Here is a 25,817-nt window from a genome sequence, read left to right as displayed (position 1 = left end):
CGGGCGTTGTGGTGTTCCGCCCCGCTACCGGGTCACCCGGAACGTTTCCCCGTACATCGCCCACTCCAGCGGAAGCTTGAGGTCGAAGTTCCCGGCGTACAGGAAACGCCGCTGTGCCGTATCGATTCGGCTGGTGTCGCGGTGGGACTTCTTGGACTTCATCGCCGCGCGGCGGATGTCCAGGAAGATGTCGAGGTATGCCTTCTCCTTGCCGCCCTCCGCAGGCGTATTCGCCTCGGAGACGGCGCGCTCACGCAGACTGTAGAAGCCGGTCGGACCGGTGCCGGGTCCGTGCATGACCATGGCGTCGTAGTAGATGAACTGACCGAGGGTACCGAGACCGTCGAGCTTGGCGAGCCGCACCGCGGGGTCGAAGTAGATACGGTCGCGCACTTCGTTCTGGGCCTCACGGAAGGCCGCCACCTCCGCCTCCTTCTTCCAGGCAGCGGTGAACCCGGGGTCCAGGCCCTCGTGGGAATCCGTACCGTCCACCTTGCGCAGGGCGGGCAGATAGCGTGCGAGCCCGTTGTCCGGGTGGTCCTTCGTATAGCGCTCGACGAGGACGAGGAGATCGTGCGTGCCGGTGCAGAAGCCGATGATGCCCGCGGTGTAGCCCTGGCCGTCGCCGATGTCCTCGATATAGCCGTACTGGTCGCGCCAGTTCAGCGTGGAATTCTCCGCACTCGCCACGATCTTGCTGGCGAGTTCCTTCTTCTGCGGCGCCGCAAGCCCGGGTGGCAGATCCGCGATCACCGCATTCTCGGCCGCCCGCCCGGTCGGCTGCGAAGCCGACGGCTTTGCCCCGGAGCCGGAGCCGTCCGACTCCGTCTCCCCGGGCGTGAAGAAGTAGACCGTGGCCGTGACAAAGACGGGCACCGCAGCGAATAGCAGGCAACCAGCACGCTTCATGGCGCTCAGGGTACGTTCTGCCGCAAGCCGCCTTGGCGAGTGGTTCCCCCCAGCTACGCTCACCCGGTCAGCGCATGACCGAAAGGAGCCGCTGTGGCCGGGATCAGCCTCAGCAAGGTGGAGGAGACCGCGCCCGCGCTGGTCTCCCTCTACAAGAGCGCGGGAGCGAGCCTCGCCGAGCACGGGCTGAGCGGACAGCGGGCCGCCGTCTATCTCGTCATCGACTACTCGGGCTCGATGAAGCCCTACTACAAGGACGGCAGCGTACAGGCGCTCGCCGACCGGGTGCTGGGCCTCTCGGCGCACTTCGACGACGACGGGACCGTACCCGTGGTGTTCTTCTCCACGGACATCGACGCGGTGACGGACATCGCGCTCGACAACCACCAGGGCCGTATCGAGCGGATCGTGGCGGGCCTCGGCCACATGGGCAAGACCAGCTATCACCTGGCCATGGACGCGGTCATCGACCACTACCTGGACAGCGGTTCCAAGGACCCGGCCCTGGTCGTCTTCCAGACCGACGGCGGCCCGATCAACAAGCTCGCCGCCGAGCGGTACCTGTGCAAGGCCGCGAAGCTCCCCCTCTTCTGGCAGTTCATCGGCTTCGGCGACGCGACGAGCAAGCAGTTCGACTTCCTCCGCAAGCTCGACGAACTGGCGGTGCCGGGCAAGCGGATCGTCGACAACGCCGGTTTCTTCCACGCCGGTGCGGACCCGCGACGGGTCTCCGACCGCGAGTTGTACGACCGTCTGGTGGCCGAGTTCCCGCAGTGGCTGTCTGCGGCACGGGCCCGGGGCATCGTCGGCTGAAAGATCGCTAGCGACCCCGTTGGATTTGTGTGATCGTCGTGTCACTCTGGGAGGAGTTGCGGCGAGAGGCGGCATATGGGCGCGCGATCGGCGGATCGGCACGGCAGCGGCGGGCGGCCGGTGCAGACGGGCAAGGGCGAGCGGCTGGCGGACTGGGCCGACGGACGGCTCGGGGTCTACGGCCTTGCCAAGGCCCAGATGCGCAAGGTGTTCCCGGACCACCCGTCCTTCATGCTGGGCGAGATCTGCCTCTACACCTTCCTCATCCTGATCCTCACGGGCGTCTACCTCACGCTGTTCTTCGAGCCGAGCAGCGCCGAGACCGTCTACCACGGTTCGTACGAGCCCCTGAACGGCATCATCATGACCAGGGCGTACGAGTCCACGCTCGACATCAGCTTCGACGTACGCGGCGGACTCCTCATCCGCCAGATCCACCACTGGGCGGCGGTCGTGTTCGTCGCCGGGATGCTCATCCACATGATGCGGGTGTTCTTCACCGGCGCGTTCCGCAAGCCGCGCGAGCTGAACTGGCTGTTCGGCTGGACGCTGCTGTTCCTCGGCATCATCACCGGGCTGACCGGCTACTCGCTCCCCGACGACCTGCTCTCCGGCACGGGCCTGCGCTTCGCCCAGGGCGCGATCCTGTCGGTGCCGGTCGTGGGAACGTATCTCTCCTTCTTCCTCTTCGGCGGAGAGTTCCCCGGGGACGACATCATCTCCCGGCTGTACCCGATCCACATTCTCCTGCTGCCCGGGATCATGCTCGGCCTGGTGGTCGCCCATCTGATCCTGGTCTTCTACCACAAGCACACGCAGTTCCCCGGGCCCGGACGCGACCAGAAGTCCGTGGTCGGCATGCCGTTCCTGCCGGTCTACATGGCCAAGGCGGGCGGCTTCTTCTTCCTGGTCTTCGGTGTGCTTTCGGTGATGGGCGCGATCGCGACCATCAACCCCGTGTGGGCCTTCGGCCCCTACCGGGCCGACCTGGTCACCACCGGCGCCCAGCCCGACTGGTACCTCGGCTTCTCCGAGGGCCTGATCCGGGTGATGCCGGGATGGGAGATCAACGCCTTCGGCCACACCCTGGCGCTGGGCGTCTTCATCCCCTTCTCCCTCTTCCCGCTGCTCATGCTGGCGATCGGCGTGTACCCGTTCATCGAGGCCTGGATCACCGGCGACAAACGCGAGCACCACATCCTGGACCGCCCGCGCAACGTGCCCACGCGCACCGGCCTCGGCGTGGCCTGGCTGAGTCTGTACGGGGTGCTGCTGATCGGCGGCGGCAACGACATCGTGGCCACGCGTTTCCATCTGTCGATCAACGTGATCACGTGGGCTGTACGGATCGGCTTCTTCGTGGTGCCCGTCCTCGCCTTCATCATCACCAGACGGATCTGTCTGGGGCTGCAACGCCGCGACCGGGACAAGGTGCTGCACGGCAGGGAGTCCGGCACCATCAAGCGGCTGCCGAACGGCGAGTTCATCGAGGTGCACGAACCGCTCTCGCAGGCACAGCGGTTCACCCTCACCCAGCACGAGCAGGCCCCGCCGTACGAGGTGGGCCCGACTGTCGACGCGAACGGCGTCGTCCGGAAGGTCAGACCCGCAGAGCGGCTGCGCGCCCGGCTCGCCCGCGCCATGTACGGACCGCACACGCACATCCCCAAACCGACCCCCGAGGAGTACCGGGAACTCACGAGCGGCGACCACCACCACTGAGCCCGCTGTCGAGCACCATGGCTCGGCACTCGCCCGGGGTGCCCCAGGCGGTTCGCAGGGCGCGGGCCTTGGTCAGCCACAGGGACAGGTCGTACTCCGCGGTGTAGCCGATCGCGCCGTGCAGTTGCAGCGCCGTGCGCGCCGTGGCGTACGCCGCCTCACACGCCGTGACCTTGGCTGCGGCGACATCGGCCGGGTCCATGGACAGCGCGGCGCCGAAGACGAGCGGGCGCGCGAACTCCAACGCGAGCTTCGAGTCGGCCAGTTGATGCTTGACCGCCTGGAACGAGCCTATGGGCACGCCGAACTGGACGCGTTGCTTGACGTACGCGACCGTTCTGTCGAGGAGGGCGAGTCCCACGCCCAGGGCCTGGGCGGCGGTGGCGAGCCGGGCCCAGGTGAGGGCCCGGGGGAGGGGCGGGTTCCTGGCGAGGAGTTCACCGCCGGGGTCGAGGCGGGTGAGGCGGCGGGCCGGGTCCAGGGATGTACGTACCGGGCCGTGCCCGGGGGCCAGGCGCAGTGCCTCGCCGTCGACCGCGAGGAGGGCCGTGGCCACGTCTCCGTCCAGGGCGTACGAGCCTTCCGGCGCCACCGTCGCGATCACCTCGCCGGACGCCAGCGCCGGGAGCAGCCGCTTGGCGGCCTCCGGCTCGGTGAGCAGCACGGCCGCCGCCACCGTCTCCACCAGTGGCCCCGGCACCGCGTGCCGCCCCAACTCCACGAAGGCCGCGGCCAGTTCGACGGGCAGCGGCCCGACTCCCTCGTACGCCTCCGGAACCGCCAGCGCGAACACTCCCGCCTCCGCGATACGGGTCCACAGCGCGCGCCCGGCCGTGGGGTCCCCGGCGCTCCAGGACCGTATGACCGACGGGGTGTCCGCGGCCGTCAGCATCGCGTCCAGCGAGCGGGCGAAGGCCTGCTGCTCGTCGTCGAGGAGGAAGCGCATCAGCGGCGTCCCTTCGGCAGGCCGAGGAGGCGCTCGGCGATGATGTCGCGCTGGATCTCGTTGGTGCCAGCGTAGACGGGACCGGCGAGCGAGAAGACGTAGCCCTCGCACCAGTCGGTGTCCGCCAGCTCGCCCTCCGCGCCCAGTAGATCGAGGGCCGTCTCGTGCAGGGCGATGTCGTACTCGGACCAGAAGACCTTGTTCAGGCTGGACTCGGGGCCGAGGGGCTCGCCCTGGAGGAAACGGGAGGCATGGGCGTACGTGAAGAGCTGATACGCGCGGGCGCCGATCACCGCGTCCGCCACGCGATCGCGCAGGGCCGTGTCGGACGGGTCGCCGTGCGCCTGCCACAGGTCGACGAGCCGGTCGGCGGCGGCGAGGAAACGGCCGGGGGAGCGGAGGGTCAGACCGCGTTCGTTGCCCGCTGTCGACATGGCGACCCGCCAGCCCTGGCCGGGCTCGCCGATCACGTCCTCGTCCGGCACGAAGACCTCGTCCAGGAAGAGTTCCGCGAAGGCAGGCTTCCCGTCGAGGCGGCCTATGGGGCGGACGGTGACGCCCGGCGCGCGCAGGTCGAACATCACGTACGTGAGCCCCTGGTGGGGTTTCGGGGTGTCGGGCTCGCTGCGGAACAGGCCGAACGCGCGGTCGGCGAACGCGGCCCGCGACGACCACGTCTTCTGCCCGCTCAAGCGCCAGCCCCCGTCCGTGCGCACCGCCCTGGACCTGAGCGAGGCCAGGTCCGAACCGGCCTCGGGCTCGGACCACGCCTGCGCCCAGATCACCTCGCCGGACGCCATGGGCGGCAGGATCCGGGCGCGCTGCTCCTCGGTGCCGTGGTCGAAGAGGGTGGGGGCGAGGAGGCTGATGCCGTTCTGGCCGACGCGGCCGGGGGCGCCCGCCGCGTAGTACTCCTCCTCGAAGATCAGCCACTTGAGGATGTCGACGCCCCGGCCGCCGTACGCGATCGGCCAGGACACCACCGACCAGCGGTCCGCGGCCAGCTCGGCCTCCCACGCGCGGTGTGCCGCGAAGCCCTCCTCGGTCTCCAGGGAGGGGAGGGGCGCGGGCGGTACGTGCGCGGCGAGCCAGGCGCGGGCTTCGGCGCGGAACGCCTCGTCGGCGGGGGAGTGGTTCAGGTCCACGGTCACCTTCCTCGGAGTTCGCCAGGGATTCAGCGGAGTCCCTCGAGGCTCCTCGAAGCGAAAACGGCCTTCCCTAACAAGTGTTTGGTAGGTTAGCGTGGCTCCATGACAGACGTCGAGGGTCCGGCGTACGTCCCCGGGCACGGGCTGCTGAAGGGGCGTACGGCCGTCATCACGGCTGCCGCGGGCGCGGGGATAGGCGGGGCCACGGCACGCCGCTTCCTGGAGGAGGGCGCGCGCGTACTGATCAGCGACGCGCACGCGCGGCGGCTGAAGGAGTACGAGGGGGAGCTGGCGGCCGAGTTCGAGGGGGTCGCGGCGCTCGCTTGCGACGTCACCGACGAGGCTCAGGTGCAGGCGCTGTTCGACGCCGCCCAGCGGCTGCACGGACGGCTCGACATCGTGGTCAACAACGCCGGTCTCGGCGGGACTTCGAACCTCGTCGACATGACGGACGAGCAGTGGTCGAGAGTGCTCGACGTGACGCTGAACGGCACCTTCCGGTGTACGCGGACGGCACTGCGGGCGATGCGGGAGTCCGGTGGCGGCGGCGTGATCGTCAACAACGCCTCCGTCGTCGGCTGGCGCGCCCAGGCCGGCCAGGCGCACTACGCCGCCGCGAAGGCGGGCGTGATGGCGCTGACCCGGTGCGCGGCCATGGAGGCGGCCGAGTACGGGGTGCGGGTGAACGCCGTGTCGCCGAGCCTCGCCATGCACCCGCATCTGGTGAAGGTCACCAGCCCCGAACTGCTGGAGGAACTCACCGAGCGCGAGGCCTTCGGGCGGTACGCCGAGCCCTGGGAGGTGGCCAACGTGATCGTGTTCCTCGCGTCCGGCTACTCCTCGTACATGACCGGCGAGGTCGTGTCCGTCAGCAGCCAGCACGCCTAGGACGACAATGGATCCGTGCCTACGAAGAAGAAGCCCCAGGTGACCGCCTCGCCCGCCAGGCGCAGTGAACTCCTCGGCACCGCCGCCGAGGTCTTCGCCGAGCAGGGCTACAACGCCACCACCGTCCGCAAGATCGCCGACCACGCGGGCATGCTCGCGGGCAGCCTCTACTACCACTTCGACTCCAAGGAGTCGATGCTGGAGGAGATCCTGCGGACGTTCCTGGACGAGCTGTGGGACGGGTACGACACCGTCCTGGATGCCGAGCTCGGGCCCCGGGAGACGCTGGAGGCCCTGGTCATCGAGTCCTTCCGGGAGATCGACCGGCACCGCGCGGCCGTCGCCATCTACCAGAAGGAGTCCAAGCACCTGGCGTCACAGGAGCGCTTTGCGTTTCTCGCCGACTCGCAGCGCAAGTTCGAGAAGGCGTGGCTGAGCACGCTGGAGCGGGGGGTGGCCGCCGAGGTCTTCCGGGAGGACCTCGACATACGGCTCACCTACCGGTTCGTGCGCGACACGGTGTGGGTCGCCGCGTCCTGGTACCGGCCCGGCGGACAGCACGGCCCCGAGGAGATCGCCCGGCAGTACCTGTCGATGGTGCTGGACGGGATCGCAGTACGTACGTAAGCGAACCGGATCGACATCGCACTGGACCGACCGTAAGCGAACTGGATCGACTTGATCTGACTGGGAGTTGTCATGGCCGAGGCCTACATCGTCGAAGCGGTCCGTACGCCCGTCGGGCGCCGCAAAGGTGGCTTGAGCGGAGTGCATCCCGCCGACCTGGGCGCGCATGTGCTGAAGGCTCTGGTCGCGCGCTGCGGAGTCGACCCGGCCGCCGTCGAGGACGTCGTCTTCGGCTGCCTGGACACCGTGGGGCCGCAGGCCGGTGACATCGCGCGGACGTGCTGGCTGGCGGCGGGGCTGCCCGAGGAGGTGCCGGGGGTGACGGTCGACCGGCAGTGCGGTTCGTCGCAGCAGGCCGTGCACTTCGCCGCGCAGGGTGTGCTGTCCGGCACACAGGACCTGGTCGTGGCCGGCGGCGTCCAGAACATGACGCAGGTCCCCATCGGGTTCACCTCCGGGCGGGCCACCGCTCCACTGGGGCTCACGGAGGGGCCGTTCGCGGGGAGCGAGGGGTGGCGGGCGCGGTACGGGGACCAGCCGGTGAACCAGTTCGTCGGCGCCGAGATGATCGCTGCCAAGTGGGGTATCAGCCGCCTCGACCAGGAGGAGTTCGCGCTGCGGTCCCATCAGCGGGCGATCGGGGCGATCGACGAGGGCCGCTTCGAGCGCGAGACCGTTGCGTACGGCGACGTCACGGTCGACGAGGGGCCGCGCCGGGACACCTCGCTGGAGAAGATGGCAGGCCTGAAGCCGGTCATCGACGGCGGCACCATCACCGCCGCCTGCTCCTCCCAGGTCTCCGACGGCGCCGCCGCGATGCTGCTGGCCTCCGAGCGGGCGGTACGCGAACACGGCTTGACGCCACGCGCGCGCGTGCACCACCTCTCCGTACGAGGCGAGGACCCGATCCGCATGCTCACGGCCCCGATCCCGGCCACGGCACACGCCCTGAAGAAGACCGGCCTGACCATCGACGACATCGACCTCGTGGAGATCAACGAGGCTTTCGCTCCCGTCGTCCTGGCCTGGCTGAAGGAGACGGGCGCGGATCCGGCAAAGGTCAACGTCAACGGGGGCGCGATCGCCCTGGGGCACCCACTGGGCGCGACCGGCGTCAAGCTGATGACGACGCTGCTGCACGAACTGGAGCGCACGGGGGGCCGGTTCGGCTTGCAGACGATGTGCGAGGGGGGCGGTCAGGCGAACGTGACGATCATCGAGCGGCTCTGACGTCCGCTGCGAGCTCATCGAGCACCCGCTCCGCCTCCGTCATCACGCGTTCCACCAGTTCCGCGCACGACGGCAGGTCGTCGATCACTCCCGCCACCTGGCCGGAGGCCATCACCCCCAGGTCCGTACGGCCCTCGACCATCGACGCGCGCAGCAGCATCGGTGTGTTCGCGGCGAGCAGGACCTGGCTCCAGGACAGGTTCTTGCCGTGCTTCATGGCGAGACCGTCGCGGATCATCGCGTGCCAGGTGAGGCCGGAGAACTTGCGGAACGCGGCGGCTCGGCGCACTGCGCGGGCCAGGGACCTCGTACGGCCCGCTCCCTCAAGGGAGTTGACCAGGTCCGTGCGGAGCATGCGGTGGGGCAGACCGTCCACGGCTGTCGTCACCGTGACGTCCCTCACCGTCGCCGCTAGGTACTCGGCCTTCACCGCGTCCGGGACCGTCGAGTCCGAGGTGAGCAGGAAACGAGTGCCCATGGCGATCCCCGCCGCCCCGTACGCGAGCGCCGCGACCAAGCCCCGTCCGTCGAAGAAGCCGCCCGCCGCCACGACGGGTATCTCCACCGCGTCCACGACCTGTGGCAACAGCACCGTCGTCGCCACCTCGCCCGTGTGCCCGCCGCCCTCGCCCCCCTGCACGATCACCGCGTCCGCACCCCACGCCGCGACCTTCTCGGCATGGCGGCGGGCCCCGACGGACGGGATGACCACGACACCCGCGTCCTTCAGCTCGGCGATCAGCTCACGGGAGGGCGCGAGCGCGAACGAGGCGACCTTCACGCCCTCGTCGATGATGATCCGCACCCGGTCGTGGGCATCGCCCGCGTCCGCCCGCAGGTTCACGCCGAACGGCGCGTCCGTACGGGACTTCACCTCCCGGACGGCCCCCCTCAGCTCCTCTACGGTCATCGTCGCGGAAGCCAGGATCCCCAGAGCGCCAGCGTTCGCGGAGGCGGAGACCAGGCGAGGGCCCGCGACCCAGCCCATACCGGTCTGCACGATCGGGTGGCGCACCCCGACGAGTTTTGTCAGCGCGGTCTCCATCAGCCCTTGACCTCACGGTTGCGCAGCCCCTGCGGGTCGAGCACATCGCGTATCAACTCCAGCTCCTCCCCGGTCGGTTCGCGCGTGTACGGCACCTCCTCGGGAACCGTCAGCTCGAACCCTGTCGCCTCCCTGATCTCCTCGACCGTCACCCCCGGATGCAGCGAGGCGAGCCGCATCGAGCGGTCCGGAGTCGCGAAGTCGAACACGCCGAGGTTGGAGACGACCCGGGGGATGCGGTGGAAACGGGTCGCCGTGGGACCGGCCGCCGCGGCGCTGTCGTACCCCACTCCGCAGATCATGTCGACCTTCTCGACGAAGACCCGGGTGGAGTGCCGAGGGACCCAGTAACTGACCGGATTGTTCAGGGTGTTGACCGGCGCGCCCCGCACCCCGAGAAGCTGCCGCGCGGGCCGTTCCCAGCCGCCGATGCAGGAGATGTTCTGGTTGCCGAACCGGTCGATCTGGCTCGCGCCCATCATCACGTGGCGTCGGCCGCCGGTGACCATCGTGAGGTGCTGCCGGTACGGCAGCCAGCCCTCCACCGTGCCGTCCGGGCCGACCAGCATCGCCTCGCCGTCGGTGAGGAGCAGGTCGGGGGCGAACGTCAGCCTGGCGAGTCGGGCGCCTACGGACGGGACAGCACCCATGGGACTGGCGAGCACCTCGCCGTTGTCCCGCCAGGCCTCGGCACAGGCGATCACGCAGTACTCGGCGCGCGTCACCTCATGCCTCACATCACTCACTGCCTCGCTCATCGCCGCTCCTCTGCCGAGGCGCCCTCGTCGCCCGAGGCTTCCGAGTCGTCCCCGGTGTGCCATGCCTGTACGGCGGACTGGTAGTCCTTCTCGCCTCCGTGCAGGAACCGCTCGGTGAACTCCGGCCAGGGTGTGGCCGCGTACAGCCGCTGAAAGCCCTCGTCCCGGTCGTAGTCGGGCGCGCAGGACGTGAAGTGCGCCCCGTTCGGCGTCTCCACCACGCCGGTCACGCTGTGCCGCTTGATCAGCAGGGTCTGCGGGGCGGCCTCCTTCGTCAGCTCGGCCGTGTCGACGATGCGCTCGCAGGAGACATACGCGGTGTCGGCCGCCTCGCAGAACAGGTCGTCGAAGTACGGATCCGGGCCCAGATACTGCCCGTTGCCGAGACGGTCCGCGCGGTTCACATGGACCAGCGCGGCGTCCATGCGCAGGGCGGGCATGGCGACGAAGGTCTCCTGGAGTCCCGTCGACGCGTCCTCGTACGGTGAAGTGACCGTCCGCAGACCCGGGTTGACCCGCATAACATCCGAGCCGACGCCGGCCCGCACCGGTATGAAGGGCAGCCGGTTCGCGGCGGCGTGCAGACCCCACATGAACATCGCCTCGTCGATCTCCATCAGTTCGAGAGCACCGCTCTCGCGCGCCGAGCGATAGTGCGGTTCGAGCGGGATCGAGTCGAGGGTCGCGAAGGCGGCGACCAGTTTCCGTATCCGCCCGGCGGCCGCGAGCATGCCGACGTCCGGGCCGCCGTACGAGACGACCGTGAGATCGGTGATCCCGGAACGGAGCAGTGCTCTCACCAGCGCCATCGGCTTGCGGCGTGACCCCCAGCCTCCGATGCCGATCGTCATCCCGCTTTCCAGACGGCCGACGACCTCATCCGCCGACATGGTCTTGTCGCTCACCGGTCCTCCTCTCCAGATGCGTCATGGCCGAATGTGCTCCGGACCCGGTCCGCCACCCCGCTGAGGCCCGCCTCGAAGGTGAAGCCCTGCTCGAAGCGGTAGCTGCGGCGCACGTCGACGGGGTCGATGCCGTTGATGGCGGCCTTGGCGAGCCGGATCAGCTGCCCGTCCTTCGCCGCGATCTCCCGCGCCAACTCCAGAGCGGCGTCCTGGACTTCGGCACGCGGTACGACCCGCCACACCGAACCGTGCGCGTGCAGCTCGGCCGCCGTGGCCGTACGCGAGGTGTAGTACAGCGCGCGCATCAGGTGCTGCGGCACGAGGCGGGCCAGATGCGTGGCCGCACCCAGCGCGCCCCGGTCCAGCTCGGGCAAGCCGAAGGTGGCGTCGTCGCTCGCCACGATCGCGTCCGCGTTCCCCACCAGCCCGATGCCACCCCCCAGGCAGAAGCCCCGCACGGCCGCCACCACCGGGACCTCGCACTCGTACACCGCCGCGAACGCCTCCGCGCAGCCGCGGTTGGCGCCTATCAGCGCACCGTGGCCCGTCGCGCCCCGCCGACCGTCCTGCTGCCGCCCGTACTCCCGCCGGTCCTGCTCCCGCTGTATCTCCTTGATGTCGACGCCCGCGTTGAACCCCCGCCCCTCGGCGGTCAGCACGACACAGCGGATCTCGGGGTCGCGGCCCGCCGTGCGCACGGCGTCGGCCAGGTCGAACCAGCCGTGCACCGGAAGCGCGTTCACGGGCGGGAAGTCGACCGTGACTACGGAAATCCCCTTTTCCGGGGACGAGGTGGAGACACCCATGGACGCATCAGCTACCTTTCCACCAAACATTTGTTAGGTGCGATCTGGTGTGAAGGTAACAGCGAATGCCGACCAGCGGGAGGCCCTGTGGACAACCGGGAGGACACCCGGCAGGAGAAGCGACTCGTGGTGGTCACCGGCGGGACCCGCGGCGTCGGCGCCGGGATCGCCCGAGCGTTCGCCGAGGCGGGCGCCGAGGTCGTGGCCTGCGCCCGCAGACCGCCCGAAGTACCGGTCGAAGGCGTCGAGTTCATGCCCCTCGATGTACGTGACCCGGCTGCCGTACGCGACTTCTTCGACGCGCTGCCCCGGCTCGACGTCCTGGTCAACAACGCGGGCGGCGCCCCGTACCGGCTGCTCGCCGACGCGGACGCCGAGCGGCATGCGCGCGTGATCGAGCTCAACCTCACCGCACCGCTGACCGCGTCCCTGGCGGCGTACGAGCACCTCAAACGCGCCCGGGGCTCGGTCGTGATGATCGGCAGCGTCAGCGGGACGCGGCCCTCTCCCGGTTCGGCGGCCTACGGTGCGGCCAAGGCGGGCCTGGAGAATCTGGCCCGGTCGATGGCCGTGGAATGGGCGCCGGACGTCCGCGTCAACACGCTGGTCGTCGGGATGGTCCGTACCGAACTGTCCCTTCTCCACTACGGGGACGAGGAGGGCATCGCCGCCGTGTCCCGCACGGTTCCGCTGGGCCGCCTCGCCGCGCCCTCCGACATCGGCGAGGCGGCCGTGTTCCTCGCCTCGGACGCCGCCGCGTACATCACCGGGGCCAGCCTGCTCGTGCATGGCGGGGGAGAGCGGCCCGCCTTCCTGGACGCTGCGACCGTCAACAAGGAGAAGTGACATGACCGGAATCTGTGACGGCCGGGTCGTGATCGTCACCGGTGCGGGACGTGGCCTCGGACGGGCGCACGCCCTCGCGTACGCGGCCGAGGGGGCGCGGGTCGTCGTCAACGACCTCGGTGTCGGCCTCGACGGTTCGCCCGGGCCCGACAGCCCGGCCGCGCTCGTCGTAGAGGAGATTCGCGCGGCGGGCGGCGAGGCCGTCGCGCACGGCGGGGACATCGCCACGCGCGAGGGCGCCGAGTCGCTGATCGCGACGGCACTTGACGCGTTCGGGCGGCTGGACACGCTCGTCAACAACGCCGGGTTCCTGCGCGACCGGATGCTCGTGAACCTCGACGAGGACGACTGGGACGCCGTCATGCGCGTCCACCTGAAGGGGCACTTCCTGCCGCTTCAGCAGGCCGCTGTGTACTGGCGGGCGGAGGCGGGGCGTACGCCTGAGGCACGTGTCGTCAACACCAGCTCCGGGGCGGGGCTGTTGGGGTCGGTCGGGCAGGGCAACTACAGCGCGGCGAAGGCGGGCATCGTCGGGCTCACGCTGGTGGCCGCCGCCGAGATGGGGCGCTATGGAGTGCAGGTCAACGCGATCGCGCCGGCCGCGCGCACCCGTATGACCGAACGAACCTTCGCCGAGACGATGGCGGCGCCGGCGCCTGGCAGCGGCTTCGATGCGATGGCGCCCGAGAACGTCTCGCCGCTCGTCGTCTGGCTCGGGTCCGCCGCCAGCGCCGGGGTCACCGGCCGGGTCTTCGAGGCCGAGGGCGGCCGTATCACCGTGATGGAGGGCTGGCGGGCCGGGCCGAGCGCCGACAAGAGGGCCCGCTGGACGCCGTCCGAGGCCGGGGATACGGCACTCAAGCTGCTCGCTCAGGCGGAGCCGCCGCAGCCGGTCTACGGGGCCCGGTAGAGCAATCGGGAGGGCAACAGGCGTACGACACCCAGGAGATGTTTCTGCGCCGTCCGGTTCCGGAGACCTCGTCATACTCGGCGGCGCGGCAGCGTCCACGACAGCAATGTCCGTACGCGGTCGTCCCGTATGTGCTCGACCGCCTCCTCGGCGGTCGTGCGAGGCGGGCTGTCGGGCTTCTCCTCGGCGAGCAGTCGCTGCAACGCGGTGATCGCACGTGGATCCTGACGCACGGCCAGCCCGCGTGCCGCCTCCGCCACCACCTCCGGATCCGGGTCGTCGAGGAGCGTGGCAAGGGCGTCCCGCAGCGCGGGGGTGTCCGTGTCGAGTACGGCCAGGGCCGTCGTCGCCCAGTTGCGTACGTCCCTGTCCGCGTCCCCTGCCAGGGCGACGAGCCGCGCGATGCCCTCCGCGTGAGAGGCGGGGACGAGCCCGCACAGGGCGACGGCAACGGCGCGTCGTACGCCGGTGTCCGGGTGGCCGGCGTGCCGGAGGATCTCGGGAAGTGCGGTGGGGTCCTGGTGCTGCCCGAGCGCCGCGACGACGGATCGCAACGTCAACGGTTGCTCGGTCTCGCGCGCCAACTCCCGCAGCAGCGGCACGCTTTGGCTCGCGAAGGGGCGTACGGCTGTCTCTTCCTGCTCCGGCCCGCCCTCCGCCCCCAACCGCCCCAGCACATCCGCTCCGAATGCCTGCCGCAACGGGTTCGCGCCGTCGCCGCACCAGAGGGCCGCCGCCCGGAACGTCTCCTCGTCGCCGCGCCGGGCGAGCGCGGTCACCGCCTCGGTCCAGTCGTCGTTGTCGGGGTCGCCGAAGCGCAGGGCGCGGTCGGCGAGTTCGGGGGCGGGGGCCGCGATGCTCAGCGATGTCTCCAGGAGGGTGACGATGGCCGCGTGGCCCGTCTGCTGGTCGTTGCCCGAGCTCGGGCGGCCGTCCTTCAGCAGTTGGACCTCGACGGTCACGCCGCCGTCCTCCGGGAAACGGTGGGTGACGTACTCATGGCCGGGCCCGTGCGTGCGCTCCAGGCCCGCCCGCAGCTTCGCCTCCACGTTCACGGTCAGCCAGCGCCGGGCCTCCGCCAACGCTTCCGACCGGGCCCGCGCCCCGTGCACGAGCAGGGCGCGTACGCAACCGGGGGAGCCGCGGCGCGCGGCCGTCACCAGCGGGGGCTCGCCGGTGGGGCCCGGACGGTTCGGGTCCGCGCCGCTCGCGAGCAGCTCGGCCACCACGGGCGCGTGGCCGCGCTGGACAGCCCAGGTCAGGGCCGTGAACCCGCCCTCCTCCACCAGATTCGGCCGCGCCCCGGCCGCCAGCAGCGCACGTACGACTTCCGTGTGCCCGCCGCACGCCGCCCCGCACAGCGGCGAGTCGCTGCCCGCGCTGAGCCGGTCCGGTGAGGCTCCGGCCGCCAGAAGGAGGCGTACGACACCTGGGTCGTCCGTCATGGCCGCCAGATACAGGACTGTCTGGCCGTCCTCGTCCACCGATTCCGGACTCGCGCCCGCGCGCAGCTGCCGTACGACCGCGTCCTCGTCGGCCTCGTACACGGCGGTGAAAAGAGCGGCCGCCGGATCGTGCGTGTTCATCCTTCGACCTTCGCCCGTCAGACGTGTGCGGGGCAAAGCATTTCGCCATGAATCACGTGACGTTGCCCATACGTCGCACTGGGCTAGGTATCGCACTCCAGCACCGTGCGGCACAGGCCGCAGCGGGCCCGCACCCGGCCCCGTACCGGCACCCGGATCCGCTGATGGCAGGTCGGGCAGGGGAACGACACGCGCAGCGGGCCATGGGTGTCGGGGGTGAAGTCGTACGGGACGCCGACGGGACGGCCGAGGTGGTCCTGGGCGTGGCGGCGGTCCTTGGCGTAGCGGCGGCGGCCCGCCCAGCCGGCCGCGGTCAGCGGGGGTTGCTGCTCGTCGTGGCGGGCCCGCGCCATGCCCTTCGTGTACGCCGTGTACGCCTGCGGGCTGGTGAACCACGTCGAGGGATCCTCGCCGAAGACCAGGGACCGCTTGGCCAGCACGTACCCGTATTCCTCCGGGGTCAGATAGCCGAGCTTCTGCGAGGAGGCACCGTCCTCGCGGAACGCGTCCAGCAGCAGCCAGCCCGCGCCCAGATACGTCGTCGCCGTGTCCGTGAGGATCTCGTTGTCGCGCGTGCCCGGGAACGACAGGTCCAGGCGGTGCAGATAGACATGCATGATCTCGTGGGCGAGGGCGGCGCCGATGTCCCTGCGGTGGGAGCGGAAGCGGTCGTTCAGCTCGATGAAGTACTCGGGGCCCGCGGCGAGTTCGACGTTCGCCGCGTGGTGCATCTCGCGGAAGCCGACGATCATGCGGGCGTCCGGCAGCCGGAAGTGCTGGACCAGCTCATGGGCCACGCGCTGGGCGCCCAGGTACAGGTCGTCGTGATCGGCGAAGGCCACGTCGGCGGGGGCCACGCTGGTGTCGAAGGTGTGGATGGTGTCGTACGAGAGCCGTTTGTACAGCGCGGTGATCGCCGCCCGCACCGTGTCCAGGTGCGGGTAGCCATGCTCGACGGGACCGCCGTTCGCCACGCCTGCACCCCCCAGGAGGCTTGAACCCACATCCACGATAACGACCTGGGGAGCAACAGGGAGCGGCGTCGCGACGCCGCTCCCTGTTGCTCCCCAGGTCGTAAGCGTCCGGCGCCTGCGGGTGGCGGTGGGAGCCGACAGTAGGGTGAACGGTCATGACCACCAGCAACAACGGAACCGAAGACGTCGAGCCTGTCGCCCCCGCCGTCCGTGCCGAGCTCGCCAGGCTGCGCGACAGCATCGACAACATCGACGCCGCCGTCGTCCACATGCTCGCCGAACGCTTCAAGTGCACCCAGCAGGTCGGCCACCTCAAGGCCGCCCACCAGCTGCCGCCCGCCGACCCGGCCCGCGAGGCCCACCAGATCGCCCGCCTGCGCCGGCTCGCGGAGAACGCCAAACTCGACCCCGCGTTCGCCGAGAAGCTCCTCAACTTCATCATCGCCGAGGTCATCCGCCACCACGAGAGCATCGCCGACAACACGAACATCGTTCAGCAACAGCAGTAACCGGTTTCGGCTTCTCAGCCGTCCCGACGGCAACCGTCCTTTACCGGCTGACCCCGTTCCTCGCGCTTTTGTCCGCGCACCCCCTCGGCCTCAGGGCCGAAATGAGGCATCCTGCGCGCAGCACTCCTTGTCAGTCTGTGAGTACTCCCTGTCAACCGGGCCGGGCACCATCTGGTTGTCCAAGCGAGGGGACTTCGCGCAATGCCGTCGGATGCCAAGATCCTCATCGTCGACGACCATGAGGAAACGCTCTATGCGCTGGAAAGCGCCCTGGCCCCGCTCGGCTACCGGCTGGCGCGCGCCTCCAGCGGCGACGCCGCCCTCAAGGAAGTCCTGCGCGGCCAGGTCGGACTGCTCGTCCTCGATGTGCACATGCCCGACGTCAGCGGCTTCGACGTCGTCCGCTACCTGCGCCGTCTGGAACAGACCCAGCACATTCCCGTCATCCTGGTCACCGGTTTCGGTCCGGACGCCGAACTCACCACCACCGCCTTCCGGCTCGGCGTCGCCGACCTTGTGATGAAACCCATAGACCCCTGGGCCCTGCGCACCAAGGTGCGATACCTGTACGACGCCCACCAGCGCTACCTGCGGATGAAGCAAGAGGTACGCGAACTCCGGGCGCTGGTAAAGGAGTTACCGCCCCCGAACCAGGCCTTCGAACCCGAAACCCGCCTCGACACCCGCGTACCGCCGCAGCGGCCCGTCCTGCGCGAGCACGACCAAACCGCGTAGGACCATCTGCGACCCCGAGGACCGCGCACGTACGAGGCAGCCGACCGGAACCCGATCGGAACCCGACCTCACCTGCGCCGCACCCCACTCATCAGGCAACATGTCCCCATGTCCGTACTGACGCGCGCCGAAGCGCAGATCCGTGCCCGGCTTCTCGACGTCCACCGCTACCAGATCGAACTCGACCTGACGCGCGGCGACGAGCTCTTCGACTCCCGCACCGTCATCCACTTCACGGTACGGAGCGACCTGGAGGCCGTGGACACCTTCGTCGAGCTCAAGCCCGCCGAACTGCGCAAGGCCGCCCTCGACGGACAGCTGCTCGACCTGGACACCCTGGACGAGAACCGGCTGCCCCTCAAAGACCTCACCCCGGGCGAGCACGAACTGCACATCGACGCCGTCATGCGCTACTCACGCACCGGCGAGGGCATGCACCGCTTCACCGACCCCACCGACGGCGAAACGTACGTCTACACCCAGCTGTTCATGGACGACGTCCAGCGCGTCTTCGCCGCCTTCGACCAGCCCGACCTCAAAGCCGTCTTCGAACTGTCGATCAAGGCCCCCGAAGACTGGACCGTCCTCGCCAACGGGATCACCGAGCATCTGGAGGAGGGCAGGTGGAAGGCGGCCCCCACCCCGCTGATCTCCACCTACCTCGTCGCCGTCGCCGCCGGCCCCTGGCACTCCGTACGCACCGAACACCGAGGCCTCCCCTTCGGCATCCACTGCCGCCGCTCCCTCGCTCGGTACCTGGACGCCGACGCCGACGAGCTTCTCGACATCACCCGCGCCTGCTTCGACCGCTACCACGAGAAGTTCGAGGAGTCCTACCCCTTCGACTCCTACGACCAGGCCTTCGTCCCCGAGTTCAACGCCGGCGCCATGGAGAACCCGGGCCTGGTCACCTTCCGCGACGAGTTCGTCTACCGCTCCGCCGTCACCGACACCGAACGCCAGACCCGCGCCATGGTCATCGCCCACGAGATGGCCCACATGTGGTTCGGCGACCTCGTCACCCTGCGCTGGTGGGACGACATCTGGCTGAACGAGTCCTTCGCCGAGTACATGGGCTACCAGACCCTCATCGAAGCAACTCGCTTCACCGGCACCTGGACCGACTTCGGCGTCACCCGCAAACCCTGGGGCTACGAAGCCGACCAGCGCCCCTCCACCCACCCGGTCGCCCCCGACCCCGAATCCGTCCCCGACACCGCCTCCGCACTCCTCAACTTCGACGGCATCTCCTACGCCAAGGGCGCCTCCGCACTACGCCAGCTCGTCGCCTGGCTCGGCGAGAAGGACTTCCTCGCCGGCATCAACACCCACTTCGCCCGGCACAAGTTCGCCAACGCCACCCTCGCCGACTTCATCGAATCCCTCGCCGACACCGCCGAACGCGACGTCCACGCCTGGGCCGACTCCTGGCTGCGCACCACCGGAGTCGACACCCTCACCCCGAAGATCGGCCCCACCGACAACGGCACCTGCACCCTGACCATCGCCCACGACGGCAGCCGCCCCCACCGCATCGCCGTCGGCCTCTACGACCGCGACCTCAGCGACGAAGGCCGCCTCAGCCTCCGCGAACGCCTCGAAGTCGACGTCCCCCAGACCGAACCGGCCCACCCCATCGGCAAACGTCCCGCCCTGCTCGTCCTCAACGACGCCGACCTCTCCTACGCCAAGATCCGCTTCGACACGGACTCCTTCGCGACCGTACGAGCCCACCTGTCCGCCCTGCCCGACCCGCTCACCCGCGCCGTCGTCTGGAACGCACTGCGCGACTGCGTACGTGACGGCGAACTCGCCCCCACCGCCTACCTCGACACGGCCCGCACCCACCTCCCGCACGAGACGGACCTCGCCCTCGTCCAGGGCGTCCTGGTCTTCGCCGCCACCCAGATCGCCGACCGCTACCTGCCCGCCCCCGACCGGCCTGCCGCCCTTGCCACCCTCACCTCCCTGTGCCGCGACCTGATCCGCCGCACCGAGGACGGCTCCCACCCCGGACTGCGCCTCACCGCCGTACGCCACTTCATCGACGCCGCAGCCCAACCCGACACGATCACCGCCTGGCTCTCCGAAGGCACCGTCCCCGGCGGCCCCGAACTCGACCCCGAACTGCGCTGGCGCATCCTCGGCCGCCTCGCCGTACTCGGCGCCATCGACGACGCCGTCATCGACGCCGAACTCGTCCAGGACCCCAGCGCCACCGGCCAGGAAGGCGCCGCCCGCTGCCACGCCGCCCTCCCCGACCCCGAAGCCAAACGCCAGGCCTGGGAGGCCATGTTCACCACCGACAACCTCTCCAACTACCTGTTCACCGCCACAGCCAAGGGCTTCTGGCAACCCGAACAGGCGGATCTGGTACGGGACTACGTCCCCCGCTACTTCAAGAACGCCCCGGCCGTGGCAGCCCGCCGAGGCCCCGCGATCGCCGAAGCGGCGGGCCGCTGGGCGTTCCCGATCCACGCGATCTCACCCGAGACACTCCGCCTGGGCAAGAAGTGCCTGAACAAGGCCGACCCGACACCGGCGCTGCAGCGCAAGCTGGTGGACCAACTGGATGACATGGAGCGAGCGTTGAGGGTGAGGGAGGCATAACGGCACCCTCGTGAGCAGGGCCGGGGGTGCGGGTGACCCCGAGGGGCCGGAGGCCCCAAGGGGCGCGGGGAACTGCGCGACAAGCCACAACGAACCCGCACTCGCCCACGAACCCAACCCACCACCCCCGTAGGCGCCCCGCCCAACCCGCGGAGCGCACCGTACCCCCATTCGGGTAACGATCGTTGAGCCTCCGGGCGCGCAGCCCCAACCCCGCGCCCCGGAGGACCACCATGAGCCCGCTCGCATCACGCGTCGCATCAGACGTCGCACCAGGCCTCGCATCAGGCCCCCAAGGCCCAGCCGCCCTACGCCCGTTGCTCACCACAGTGCTCGACGCACTACGCACCGGCGCCGCCGCAAGAAGAGGCCCACTGCCCACCGGCGGCCCCTCAACAGTCGCCGCACACATACACGCCGCAGTAGGCGACCCCCTGCCCCAACACGGCGACCCGGACGCCCTCCGCACCCTCGTCCACGCCTTCGCGGCAGGCGCCGCCGACCCCGCCGACCCCCTGTGCACCGCCCACCTCCACTGCCCGCCCCTCGCCGTCGCCACCGCCGCAGACCTCGCCGCCAGTGCCCTCAACCCCTCCCTCGACTCCTGGGACCAGGCCCCCGCCGCCTCCGAGCTGGAAACCCTGGTCACGGCAGCCCTCGCCAAGGAGGTGTACGGCAAACCAGCCGACGCCCTCGTCACCACCGGCGGCACCGAGTCCAACCAACTCGCCCTCCTCCTCGCCCGCGAACTGAACGGCAACGTCCAACTCGTATGCGCGGAGAACGCCCACCACTCCCTCCACCGCGCCACCTGGCTGCTCGGCCTCCCCGAACCCATCACCGTTCCCGCCCCCACAGGCACACTCGACCCCGCCGCCCTCGACGAAATCCTCACCAAGCTGCCCGGCCCACTGATCGTCGCCGCCACCGCCGGCACCACCGACGCCGGACTCATCGACCCGCTCCCCGCCGTCGCCGACGTCTGCCACACCCACGGCGCCCGCCTGCACATCGACGCCGCCTACGGCGGAGCCCTCCTCTTCAGCGACCGCCACCGCAGCAGACTCGACGGACTCGCCCGCGCCCACACCGTCACCCTCGACCTGCACAAACTCGGCTGGCAGCCCATCGCCGCAGGCCTGATCGCCGTCCAGGACCCGCACGACCTCCGCGTACTGGAACACCACGCCGACTACCTCAACGCCGACGACGACACCGAGGCCGGCCTCCCCGACCTCCTCGGCCGCTCCCTGCGTACCACCAGACGCCCCGACATCCTCAAAACCGCCGTCACCCTCAAAACACTCGGCCGCCAAGGAATCGGCACACTCGTCGACCAAGTCTGCGCCCACGCCCGCGAGTTCGCCCACCTCATCGCGTCACACCCCGGCTTCGAGCTCTACGCACCGCCCACCATCAGCACCGTCCTCTTCAGGCCCACCCACGCCACCGACGACGCCGTCGCCGACATACGCCGCACACTCCTCACCCAAGGCCACGCCGTCCTCGGCCGCGCCCGCCCCGACGGACGCCTCTGGCTCAAAGCCACCCTGCTCAACCCGCACACCACAGCCGGCGACCTCGCCGCACTCCTGAAACTGGTGGAAGGACACACCCCCCGATGATCCCGAGGCCCCGCCCCGCACAGCACGAACCCGAAGCACCCCGCGACCTGATCGGCATCGGCATCGGCCCCTTCAACCTCTCCCTCGCCGCCCTCGCCCACCCCCTCGCCGAACTCGACACCGCCTTCTACGACCAGCGCCCCGCCTTCGACTGGCACCCCGGCCTTCTCATCGACGGCGCCACCCTCCAAGTGCCCTTCCTCGCCGACCTGGTCACCCTCGCCGACCCCGTAAGCCCCTGGTCCTTCCTCAACTACCTCCGCAGCCGCGACCGCCTCTTCCCCTTCTACTTCGCCGAGCGCTTCCACATCCACCGCGCCGAATACGCCGCGTACTGCCGCTGGGTCAGCGACCACCTGCCCGCACTCCACTTCGGCCACCACATCGACGCCGTCCGCTGGAATCCCGGGCTCGACCTATTCGAAGTCGACTTCACCCGACGCCCCGACCCCGAAGGCCCCGACCTCGACGGCGACGACAGCGAAGAAGGCGAAGCCCACGGCCGTACGTACGCCAAGAACCTCGTCCTCGGCATCGGTACCGCCCCCCACATCCCCGAACCGCTCCGCCCCCTGGTCGAAGCCCCCGGCGTACCCGTCATCCACGCCGCCGACTACCTCGAACACCGCGAACAACTCCTCACCGCCGACCACATCACCGTCATCGGCTCAGGACAGTCAGGCGCCGAGATCTACCTCGACCTCCTCCGCCACCGCCCCGCAGGCCGCGAAAAAATCCACTGGCTCGCCCGCACCGAAGCGTTCGCCCCCATGGAGTACTCCAAACTCGGCCTCGAACACTTCACCCCCGACTACACCCGCTACTTCCACGCCCTGCCCGAACCCGTACGCGACCGCCTCGTCCCCGCCCAATGGCAGCTCCACAAAGGCATCGACGCCGACACCATCGCCGCCATCCACGACGAGCTCTACCAGCGCACCCTCCACGGCGGCTGGCCCGACACCGTCCTCACCCCCGGCATCCACGTCCGCACCGCAGGCCGCATCGCCAGGACACGCATCGAACTCCACCTCGAACACATCCAGCAGGGCACCCGCACTCGCCTCACCACCGACGCCGTCGTCCTCGCCACCGGCTACCGCGAACGCCCCCTCGACCCCCTCCTCGCCGGCCTCGACCCCTACGTGCTCCGCGACAGCGCCGGCCGCCCCCACATCGACGACCAGTACCGCCTCACCCTCGACCCCACCGTCACCGGCTCCCTCTACGTCCAGAACGCCGAACTCCACACCCACGGCGTCGGCACCCCCGACCTCGGCCTCGCCGCCTGGCGCAGCGCCACCATCCTCAACTCCCTCACCGGCAAAGACCCCTACCCACTCCCGCAGCGCACCGCCTTCACCACCTTCGGCCTCGAAGACGGGACGCCGGGAAAACACGGAATTACCGGAAACCAGGGAATTACGGGAAAACCGGGGCGCCCTCCCGTGTCAGCTTCCACCCCACCGAAGCGAACTCCTTCGGATCCAGCGTGCCCTTAGCCGTCACCCACTCCGCGATCCGCGTACGGATCTCCGTCGACTCCGACCACACTTCCGTAGCCGCCGCCACATGCGGAAACGCTCCACCGCCATTGGCCCGGTAGTTGTTCACCGCGAACACGAACTCCTGCGCGTCATCCAGCGCCGCACCGTCGTAGGAGAGGTTCTTGATCCGCGAACCGGCCGCCTGCGCGACATCGATCTCGTAAGTCAGTCCCGATACGTAGTCGTAGTTGTAGTCCGGGCGGCCACCCGCATTGGTCAGCTTCTCCACATCCACGGGCGCACCCGCCGCCGTCCGCACGAAATACTCCGCCGAATACTCCAGATACGCCCGCACCTGCGCACCCGTCATCACCTTCGCGACCAGCGTGTTGTCGTACACATACAGACTCGACAGATCCCGGATGGTCACCTCGCCGGCCGGGATCTCAGAGGTGCGGGAGAAGGGGGACGCCTGTGCGATCATCGGCAGCGAGGCGTACTCCGTTCCCGCCAGCGCCGCCTTGACCACGTCCTCCTGGACCTTCGTGATCAAGTCGATGATCGGCGCGTCCTTATAACGGGCATCGACCGTCGTCAGTGTCTCCGTCGCCCTCCCGACCACCTGATTCACGTATGCGACTACTACGTCATGCTCGTCCTTCAGCAGCCTCGTGATCTCCGGATCGTCGGCGACCGCATTCGAGTTCAGCACCGAGGCCGCCACGGACTCGACCTCCCACCGCCCCCGCTTGAAAACCAGCTCGAAATCGAAGAGAGACAACCGCTCCGCATACGCCAACGGCTCCGACAGCACCACGGCCTTGCCGGTCTTCTCGTTGGTCACCTTCAACTCGGGAATCTCCACATGCGCATGCCCAACGAGAATCGCGTCGATCCCCGGCACCTGCTGCGCCACCAACGCCGCAGAATTCTCGACATACGGCAACTGATCACCGTACGAAGACGTCCCCGACGACCCACTGTGCGCCGAAACAACCACCACATCCGCACCCATCGACCGCAGCTTCGGCACCCACTTCGCCGCCTGCTCCTCAAGACCTGGAAACGTCAACTTCCCCTGCACATACGCCTTGTCCCAGATCGCGATCCCCGGATTCGTCAGCCCCAGCACAGCCACCTTCACCGGCGGCAGACCCCGCACATGGAACGTCTTCATGAAGTACGGCGGGAAAGCCGGCCGCAGCGTCTTCGCATCCAGCGCGTTCGCACCCAGCAGCGGAAACTCGCACTGCTCCTCGAACTTCCGCAGCGTCTCGATGCCGTAATTGAACTCATGATTGCCGAGCGCCACCGCGTCATACCCGATCGCGTTCATCGCCTGCGCCATCGGATGCACCGGCCCACCCTCGGCCGTGATCGGATCGACCTTCGCGTAGTAATACGTCAGCGGAGTGCCCTGGATCGTGTCGCCCGCGTCCAGGAGCAGAGTGTTGCGGCGGCCCTTCTCCGCACGGACCTGGTTCACCAGCGTCGAAATACGGGCCAAGCCCTGCGCGTTGCCCGCCGAGTCGGCGTACTCCGCGTCCTTGAAATAGTCCCAGTTGAAGACATGGCCGTGCAGATCCGTCGTGCCCATGACGGTCAGTGCATACCGCTTCACCGGCTTCCCGCCTCTCCTCGTCTCCGCAGCGTGCGCCGCCGGAGCCGCGACCGTACCGGTGAGCGCCACCCCCGCCCCAGTCACGGCGGACTTCTTCAGGAACTTCCGGCGGTTCAACGGCATGACTCGTAACTCCTCGGGAGGATGGGATCCAACGCGCGCATGGTCAACAACGCGCGTAGATTCTGACCCGGTCATGACCGGCAGCAACAGGCCCCCCAGGTTTCGATCTGATGACCAACCAGCCCCACAACCAGGCCACCGATGACAGAGTGGGACGTATGACCCCAGCCGCAGAGGAACCCCGCCCCGCAACCCCCTACGGCACACCGGAGGCCCCCCGCATCGCCGTCCGAGGCGAAGCCCACCTCGAAGTCGACCCCGAAATCGCCCGCATCGTCATCACCGTCATGGCCCGCGGCACCGACCGACGCACCGCCCTCGACGACCTCACCCGCCGCAACGCCATCGCACTCGACCTCGTCAAGACATACGGCGAAGCCGTGGAACGCGTGGAAACCGGCGCCTTCTCCATCAGCCCCGAACTCACCAAACACGGCCGCGGCGAACGCATCCGCGCTTACCACGGCCGCGTCCACACCACCGCCGAACTCACCGACTTCACCGCACTCGGCGAACTGACAACACAGTTGGCGGACCTCGACCTCACCCGCGTCGACGGCCCCTTCTGGGCCCTGCGCCCAGGCTCACCCGCCCACCGCCAAGCCCGCCAACAAGCAGTACGCGAAGCCGTCCAACGCGCCCGCGAATACGCCGAAGCACTCGGTACGACACTCGCCGCACTCGTCGAACTCGCCGACATCGGCGCGGAAAACACCCAGCAATTCGCAGCACCGGGCTCAAGCCGCATGCGCAACCCCGGCTACGCCCGAGCCGCCGAAGACACCACCGCCGCACCCCTCGACCTCGAACCCCAACGCCAACACGTCTACGCCCACATCAACGCCCGCTTCACAATGGCGCCACCCCAGCTCTAGTAACGAGAGCTCCAGTAACGAGCTCAAATGCTCATCGGAGCACCCCGGCGCACAATTCAACACTTGTCAATAGCCCTTCACGCAAAGGTCGTTGAGTAGTCATGCATGACCAATTCCCT

Annotated in this window: 23 protein-coding genes; 13 read left to right on the top strand and 10 right to left on the bottom strand. The window is 69.3% G+C overall.

Annotated elements, in window-relative coordinates:
• Positions 1 to 24 precede the first annotated feature (24 nt).
• Positions 25 to 909: a chitosanase gene (locus OP79_RS01670; RefSeq protein ID WP_033318028.1), complete on the bottom strand. Its 885-nt coding sequence runs from the start codon at positions 907 to 909 to the stop codon at positions 25 to 27.
• A gap of 93 nt (positions 910 to 1,002) precedes the next feature.
• Between OP79_RS01670 and OP79_RS01665 the strand changes: the two genes are divergently transcribed.
• Entirely contained in the window at positions 1,003 to 1,722 is a 720-nt protein-coding gene (locus OP79_RS01665) for a vWA domain-containing protein (protein ID WP_033318027.1), read from the top strand.
• Positions 1,723 to 1,797: 75 nt separating this feature from the next.
• Positions 1,798 to 3,444, top strand: a complete 1,647-nt coding sequence (qcrB, locus tag OP79_RS01660; RefSeq protein ID WP_033318026.1) for a cytochrome bc1 complex cytochrome b subunit — start codon at positions 1,798 to 1,800, stop codon at positions 3,442 to 3,444.
• Here qcrB and OP79_RS01655 read toward each other — a convergent pair.
• Complete coding sequence (locus OP79_RS01655; protein ID WP_033318025.1) at positions 3,419 to 4,390, bottom strand: acyl-CoA dehydrogenase family protein; 972 nt, start codon at positions 4,388 to 4,390, stop codon at positions 3,419 to 3,421. The two genes, qcrB and OP79_RS01655, sit on opposite strands and share 26 nt — an antisense overlap.
• Complete coding sequence (locus tag OP79_RS01650; protein WP_033318024.1) at positions 4,390 to 5,535, bottom strand: acyl-CoA dehydrogenase family protein; 1,146 nt, start codon at positions 5,533 to 5,535, stop codon at positions 4,390 to 4,392. Before OP79_RS01650 ends, OP79_RS01655 begins: the two co-directional genes overlap by 1 nt.
• 105 nt (positions 5,536 to 5,640) lie before the next feature.
• Between OP79_RS01650 and OP79_RS01645 the strand changes: the two genes are divergently transcribed.
• The 3 genes from OP79_RS01645 (at position 5,641) to OP79_RS01635 (ending at position 8,283) form a co-directional block, all read left to right on the top strand.
• Positions 5,641 to 6,426: an SDR family oxidoreductase gene (locus OP79_RS01645; protein ID WP_033318023.1), complete on the top strand. Its 786-nt coding sequence runs from the start codon at positions 5,641 to 5,643 to the stop codon at positions 6,424 to 6,426.
• A 15-nt stretch (positions 6,427 to 6,441) separates the two neighbouring features.
• Positions 6,442 to 7,053, top strand: a complete 612-nt coding sequence (locus OP79_RS01640) for a TetR/AcrR family transcriptional regulator (protein WP_033318022.1) — start codon at positions 6,442 to 6,444, stop codon at positions 7,051 to 7,053.
• Positions 7,054 to 7,125: 72 nt separating this feature from the next.
• Positions 7,126 to 8,283 (top strand): acetyl-CoA C-acetyltransferase, encoded by a 1,158-nt coding sequence (locus tag OP79_RS01635; RefSeq protein WP_033318021.1) that lies wholly within the window; start codon positions 7,126 to 7,128, stop codon positions 8,281 to 8,283.
• Here the strand turns inward: OP79_RS01635 and OP79_RS01630 are convergent.
• The 4 genes from OP79_RS01630 to OP79_RS01615 are packed head-to-tail and all read right to left on the bottom strand — an operon-like array spanning position 8,267 to position 11,797.
• Complete coding sequence (locus OP79_RS01630) at positions 8,267 to 9,328, bottom strand: NAD(P)H-dependent flavin oxidoreductase (RefSeq protein ID WP_033318020.1); 1,062 nt, start codon at positions 9,326 to 9,328, stop codon at positions 8,267 to 8,269. The genes OP79_RS01635 and OP79_RS01630 overlap by 17 nt on opposite strands.
• On the bottom strand, positions 9,328 to 10,086 hold the full coding sequence (locus OP79_RS01625; RefSeq protein ID WP_033318019.1) for a CoA-transferase subunit beta: 759 nt from the start codon (positions 10,084 to 10,086) through the stop codon (positions 9,328 to 9,330). The genes OP79_RS01630 and OP79_RS01625 overlap by 1 nt, the downstream gene beginning before the upstream one ends.
• The gene (locus OP79_RS01620) at positions 10,083 to 10,991 is read right to left on the bottom strand and encodes a CoA transferase subunit A (RefSeq protein ID WP_051744311.1); all 909 of its coding nucleotides are present in this window, start codon (positions 10,989 to 10,991) and stop codon (positions 10,083 to 10,085) included. The genes OP79_RS01625 and OP79_RS01620 overlap by 4 nt, the downstream gene beginning before the upstream one ends.
• Entirely contained in the window at positions 10,988 to 11,797 is an 810-nt protein-coding gene (locus tag OP79_RS01615; RefSeq protein WP_033318018.1) for an enoyl-CoA hydratase family protein, read from the bottom strand. Before OP79_RS01615 ends, OP79_RS01620 begins: the two co-directional genes overlap by 4 nt.
• Before the next feature lie 87 nt (positions 11,798 to 11,884).
• Between OP79_RS01615 and OP79_RS01610 the strand changes: the two genes are divergently transcribed.
• The gene (locus OP79_RS01610; RefSeq protein ID WP_033318017.1) at positions 11,885 to 12,643 is read left to right on the top strand and encodes an SDR family oxidoreductase; all 759 of its coding nucleotides are present in this window, start codon (positions 11,885 to 11,887) and stop codon (positions 12,641 to 12,643) included.
• 1 nt (position 12,644) lies between these two features.
• Positions 12,645 to 13,553: an SDR family oxidoreductase gene (locus OP79_RS01605; RefSeq protein WP_033318016.1), complete on the top strand. Its 909-nt coding sequence runs from the start codon at positions 12,645 to 12,647 to the stop codon at positions 13,551 to 13,553.
• A gap of 71 nt (positions 13,554 to 13,624) precedes the next feature.
• Here OP79_RS01605 and OP79_RS01600 read toward each other — a convergent pair whose 3' ends face one another.
• Together OP79_RS01600 and OP79_RS01595 are read right to left on the bottom strand one after the other, a co-directional pair.
• The gene (locus OP79_RS01600) at positions 13,625 to 15,139 is read right to left on the bottom strand and encodes an ankyrin repeat domain-containing protein (protein WP_033318015.1); all 1,515 of its coding nucleotides are present in this window, start codon (positions 15,137 to 15,139) and stop codon (positions 13,625 to 13,627) included.
• A gap of 83 nt (positions 15,140 to 15,222) precedes the next feature.
• Positions 15,223 to 16,113, bottom strand: a complete 891-nt coding sequence (locus OP79_RS01595) for a hypothetical protein (protein WP_033318014.1) — start codon at positions 16,111 to 16,113, stop codon at positions 15,223 to 15,225.
• A gap of 155 nt (positions 16,114 to 16,268) precedes the next feature.
• On the opposite strand from OP79_RS01595, the gene OP79_RS01590 reads away from it, so the two are divergent.
• The 5 genes from OP79_RS01590 to OP79_RS01570 all read left to right on the top strand — a co-directional run bounded on the left by OP79_RS01590 (position 16,269) and on the right by OP79_RS01570 (position 23,094).
• On the top strand, positions 16,269 to 16,622 hold the full coding sequence (locus tag OP79_RS01590; protein ID WP_033318013.1) for a chorismate mutase: 354 nt from the start codon (positions 16,269 to 16,271) through the stop codon (positions 16,620 to 16,622).
• A 201-nt stretch (positions 16,623 to 16,823) separates the two neighbouring features.
• The gene (locus OP79_RS01585; RefSeq protein WP_033318012.1) at positions 16,824 to 17,357 is read left to right on the top strand and encodes a response regulator; all 534 of its coding nucleotides are present in this window, start codon (positions 16,824 to 16,826) and stop codon (positions 17,355 to 17,357) included.
• Positions 17,358 to 17,465: 108 nt separating this feature from the next.
• Positions 17,466 to 19,967, top strand: coding sequence for an aminopeptidase N (pepN, locus tag OP79_RS01580; protein ID WP_033318011.1), 2,502 nt, complete (start codon positions 17,466 to 17,468; stop codon positions 19,965 to 19,967).
• Positions 19,968 to 20,200: 233 nt separating this feature from the next.
• The gene (locus tag OP79_RS01575) at positions 20,201 to 21,592 is read left to right on the top strand and encodes a pyridoxal phosphate-dependent decarboxylase family protein (protein WP_051744309.1); all 1,392 of its coding nucleotides are present in this window, start codon (positions 20,201 to 20,203) and stop codon (positions 21,590 to 21,592) included.
• Complete coding sequence (locus tag OP79_RS01570; RefSeq protein ID WP_078491551.1) at positions 21,589 to 23,094, top strand: lysine N(6)-hydroxylase/L-ornithine N(5)-oxygenase family protein; 1,506 nt, start codon at positions 21,589 to 21,591, stop codon at positions 23,092 to 23,094. The genes OP79_RS01575 and OP79_RS01570 overlap by 4 nt, the downstream gene beginning before the upstream one ends.
• On the opposite strand, the gene OP79_RS01565 is transcribed toward OP79_RS01570, so the two are convergent.
• On the bottom strand, positions 23,015 to 24,823 hold the full coding sequence (locus OP79_RS01565) for a bifunctional metallophosphatase/5'-nucleotidase (protein ID WP_033318009.1): 1,809 nt from the start codon (positions 24,821 to 24,823) through the stop codon (positions 23,015 to 23,017). The two genes, OP79_RS01570 and OP79_RS01565, sit on opposite strands and share 80 nt — an antisense overlap.
• A 158-nt stretch (positions 24,824 to 24,981) precedes the next feature.
• Here OP79_RS01565 and OP79_RS01560 point away from each other — a divergent pair, with 158 nt between their 5' ends.
• A complete protein-coding gene (locus OP79_RS01560) occupies positions 24,982 to 25,698 on the top strand; it encodes an SIMPL domain-containing protein (RefSeq protein WP_033318143.1) in 717 nt (238 codons plus the stop codon).
• The last annotated feature ends 119 nt before the right edge of the window (positions 25,699 to 25,817 follow it).

It is taken from the genome of Streptomyces yerevanensis, assembly GCF_000716805.1.
Lineage (GTDB): Bacteria > Actinomycetota > Actinomycetes > Streptomycetales > Streptomycetaceae > Streptomyces > Streptomyces flaveus.
The sequence above is the reverse complement of the archived record's forward strand: the minus strand, read 5'-3'. Positions and strand labels throughout refer to the sequence as shown.

Bases quoted from the DNA above. Each gene is read 5' to 3' on its own strand.
- OP79_RS01635 (WP_033318021.1), top strand. From the start codon at position 7,126: ATGGCCGAGGCCTACATCGTCGAAGCGGTCCGTACGCCCGTCGGGCGC.
- OP79_RS01670 (WP_033318028.1), bottom strand. From the start codon at position 909: ATGAAGCGTGCTGGTTGCCTGCTATTCGCTGCGGTGCCCGTCTTTGTC.
- OP79_RS01625 (WP_033318019.1), bottom strand. From the start codon at position 10,086: ATGAGCGAGGCAGTGAGTGATGTGAGGCATGAGGTGACGCGCGCCGAG.
- OP79_RS01575 (WP_051744309.1), top strand. From the start codon at position 20,201: ATGAGCCCGCTCGCATCACGCGTCGCATCAGACGTCGCACCAGGCCTC.
- OP79_RS01565 (WP_033318009.1), bottom strand. From the start codon at position 24,823: ATGCCGTTGAACCGCCGGAAGTTCCTGAAGAAGTCCGCCGTGACTGGG.
- OP79_RS01615 (WP_033318018.1), bottom strand. From the start codon at position 11,797: ATGGGTGTCTCCACCTCGTCCCCGGAAAAGGGGATTTCCGTAGTCACG.
- OP79_RS01570 (WP_078491551.1), top strand. From the start codon at position 21,589: ATGATCCCGAGGCCCCGCCCCGCACAGCACGAACCCGAAGCACCCCGC.
- OP79_RS01590 (WP_033318013.1), top strand. From the start codon at position 16,269: ATGACCACCAGCAACAACGGAACCGAAGACGTCGAGCCTGTCGCCCCC.
- OP79_RS01645 (WP_033318023.1), top strand. From the start codon at position 5,641: ATGACAGACGTCGAGGGTCCGGCGTACGTCCCCGGGCACGGGCTGCTG.
- qcrB (WP_033318026.1), top strand. From the start codon at position 1,798: ATGGGCGCGCGATCGGCGGATCGGCACGGCAGCGGCGGGCGGCCGGTG.
- OP79_RS01585 (WP_033318012.1), top strand. From the start codon at position 16,824: ATGCCGTCGGATGCCAAGATCCTCATCGTCGACGACCATGAGGAAACG.
- OP79_RS01630 (WP_033318020.1), bottom strand. From the start codon at position 9,328: ATGGAGACCGCGCTGACAAAACTCGTCGGGGTGCGCCACCCGATCGTG.
- OP79_RS01655 (WP_033318025.1), bottom strand. From the start codon at position 4,390: ATGCGCTTCCTCCTCGACGACGAGCAGCAGGCCTTCGCCCGCTCGCTG.
- pepN (WP_033318011.1), top strand. From the start codon at position 17,466: ATGTCCGTACTGACGCGCGCCGAAGCGCAGATCCGTGCCCGGCTTCTC.
- OP79_RS01600 (WP_033318015.1), bottom strand. From the start codon at position 15,139: ATGAACACGCACGATCCGGCGGCCGCTCTTTTCACCGCCGTGTACGAG.
- OP79_RS01560 (WP_033318143.1), top strand. From the start codon at position 24,982: ATGACCCCAGCCGCAGAGGAACCCCGCCCCGCAACCCCCTACGGCACA.
- OP79_RS01605 (WP_033318016.1), top strand. From the start codon at position 12,645: ATGACCGGAATCTGTGACGGCCGGGTCGTGATCGTCACCGGTGCGGGA.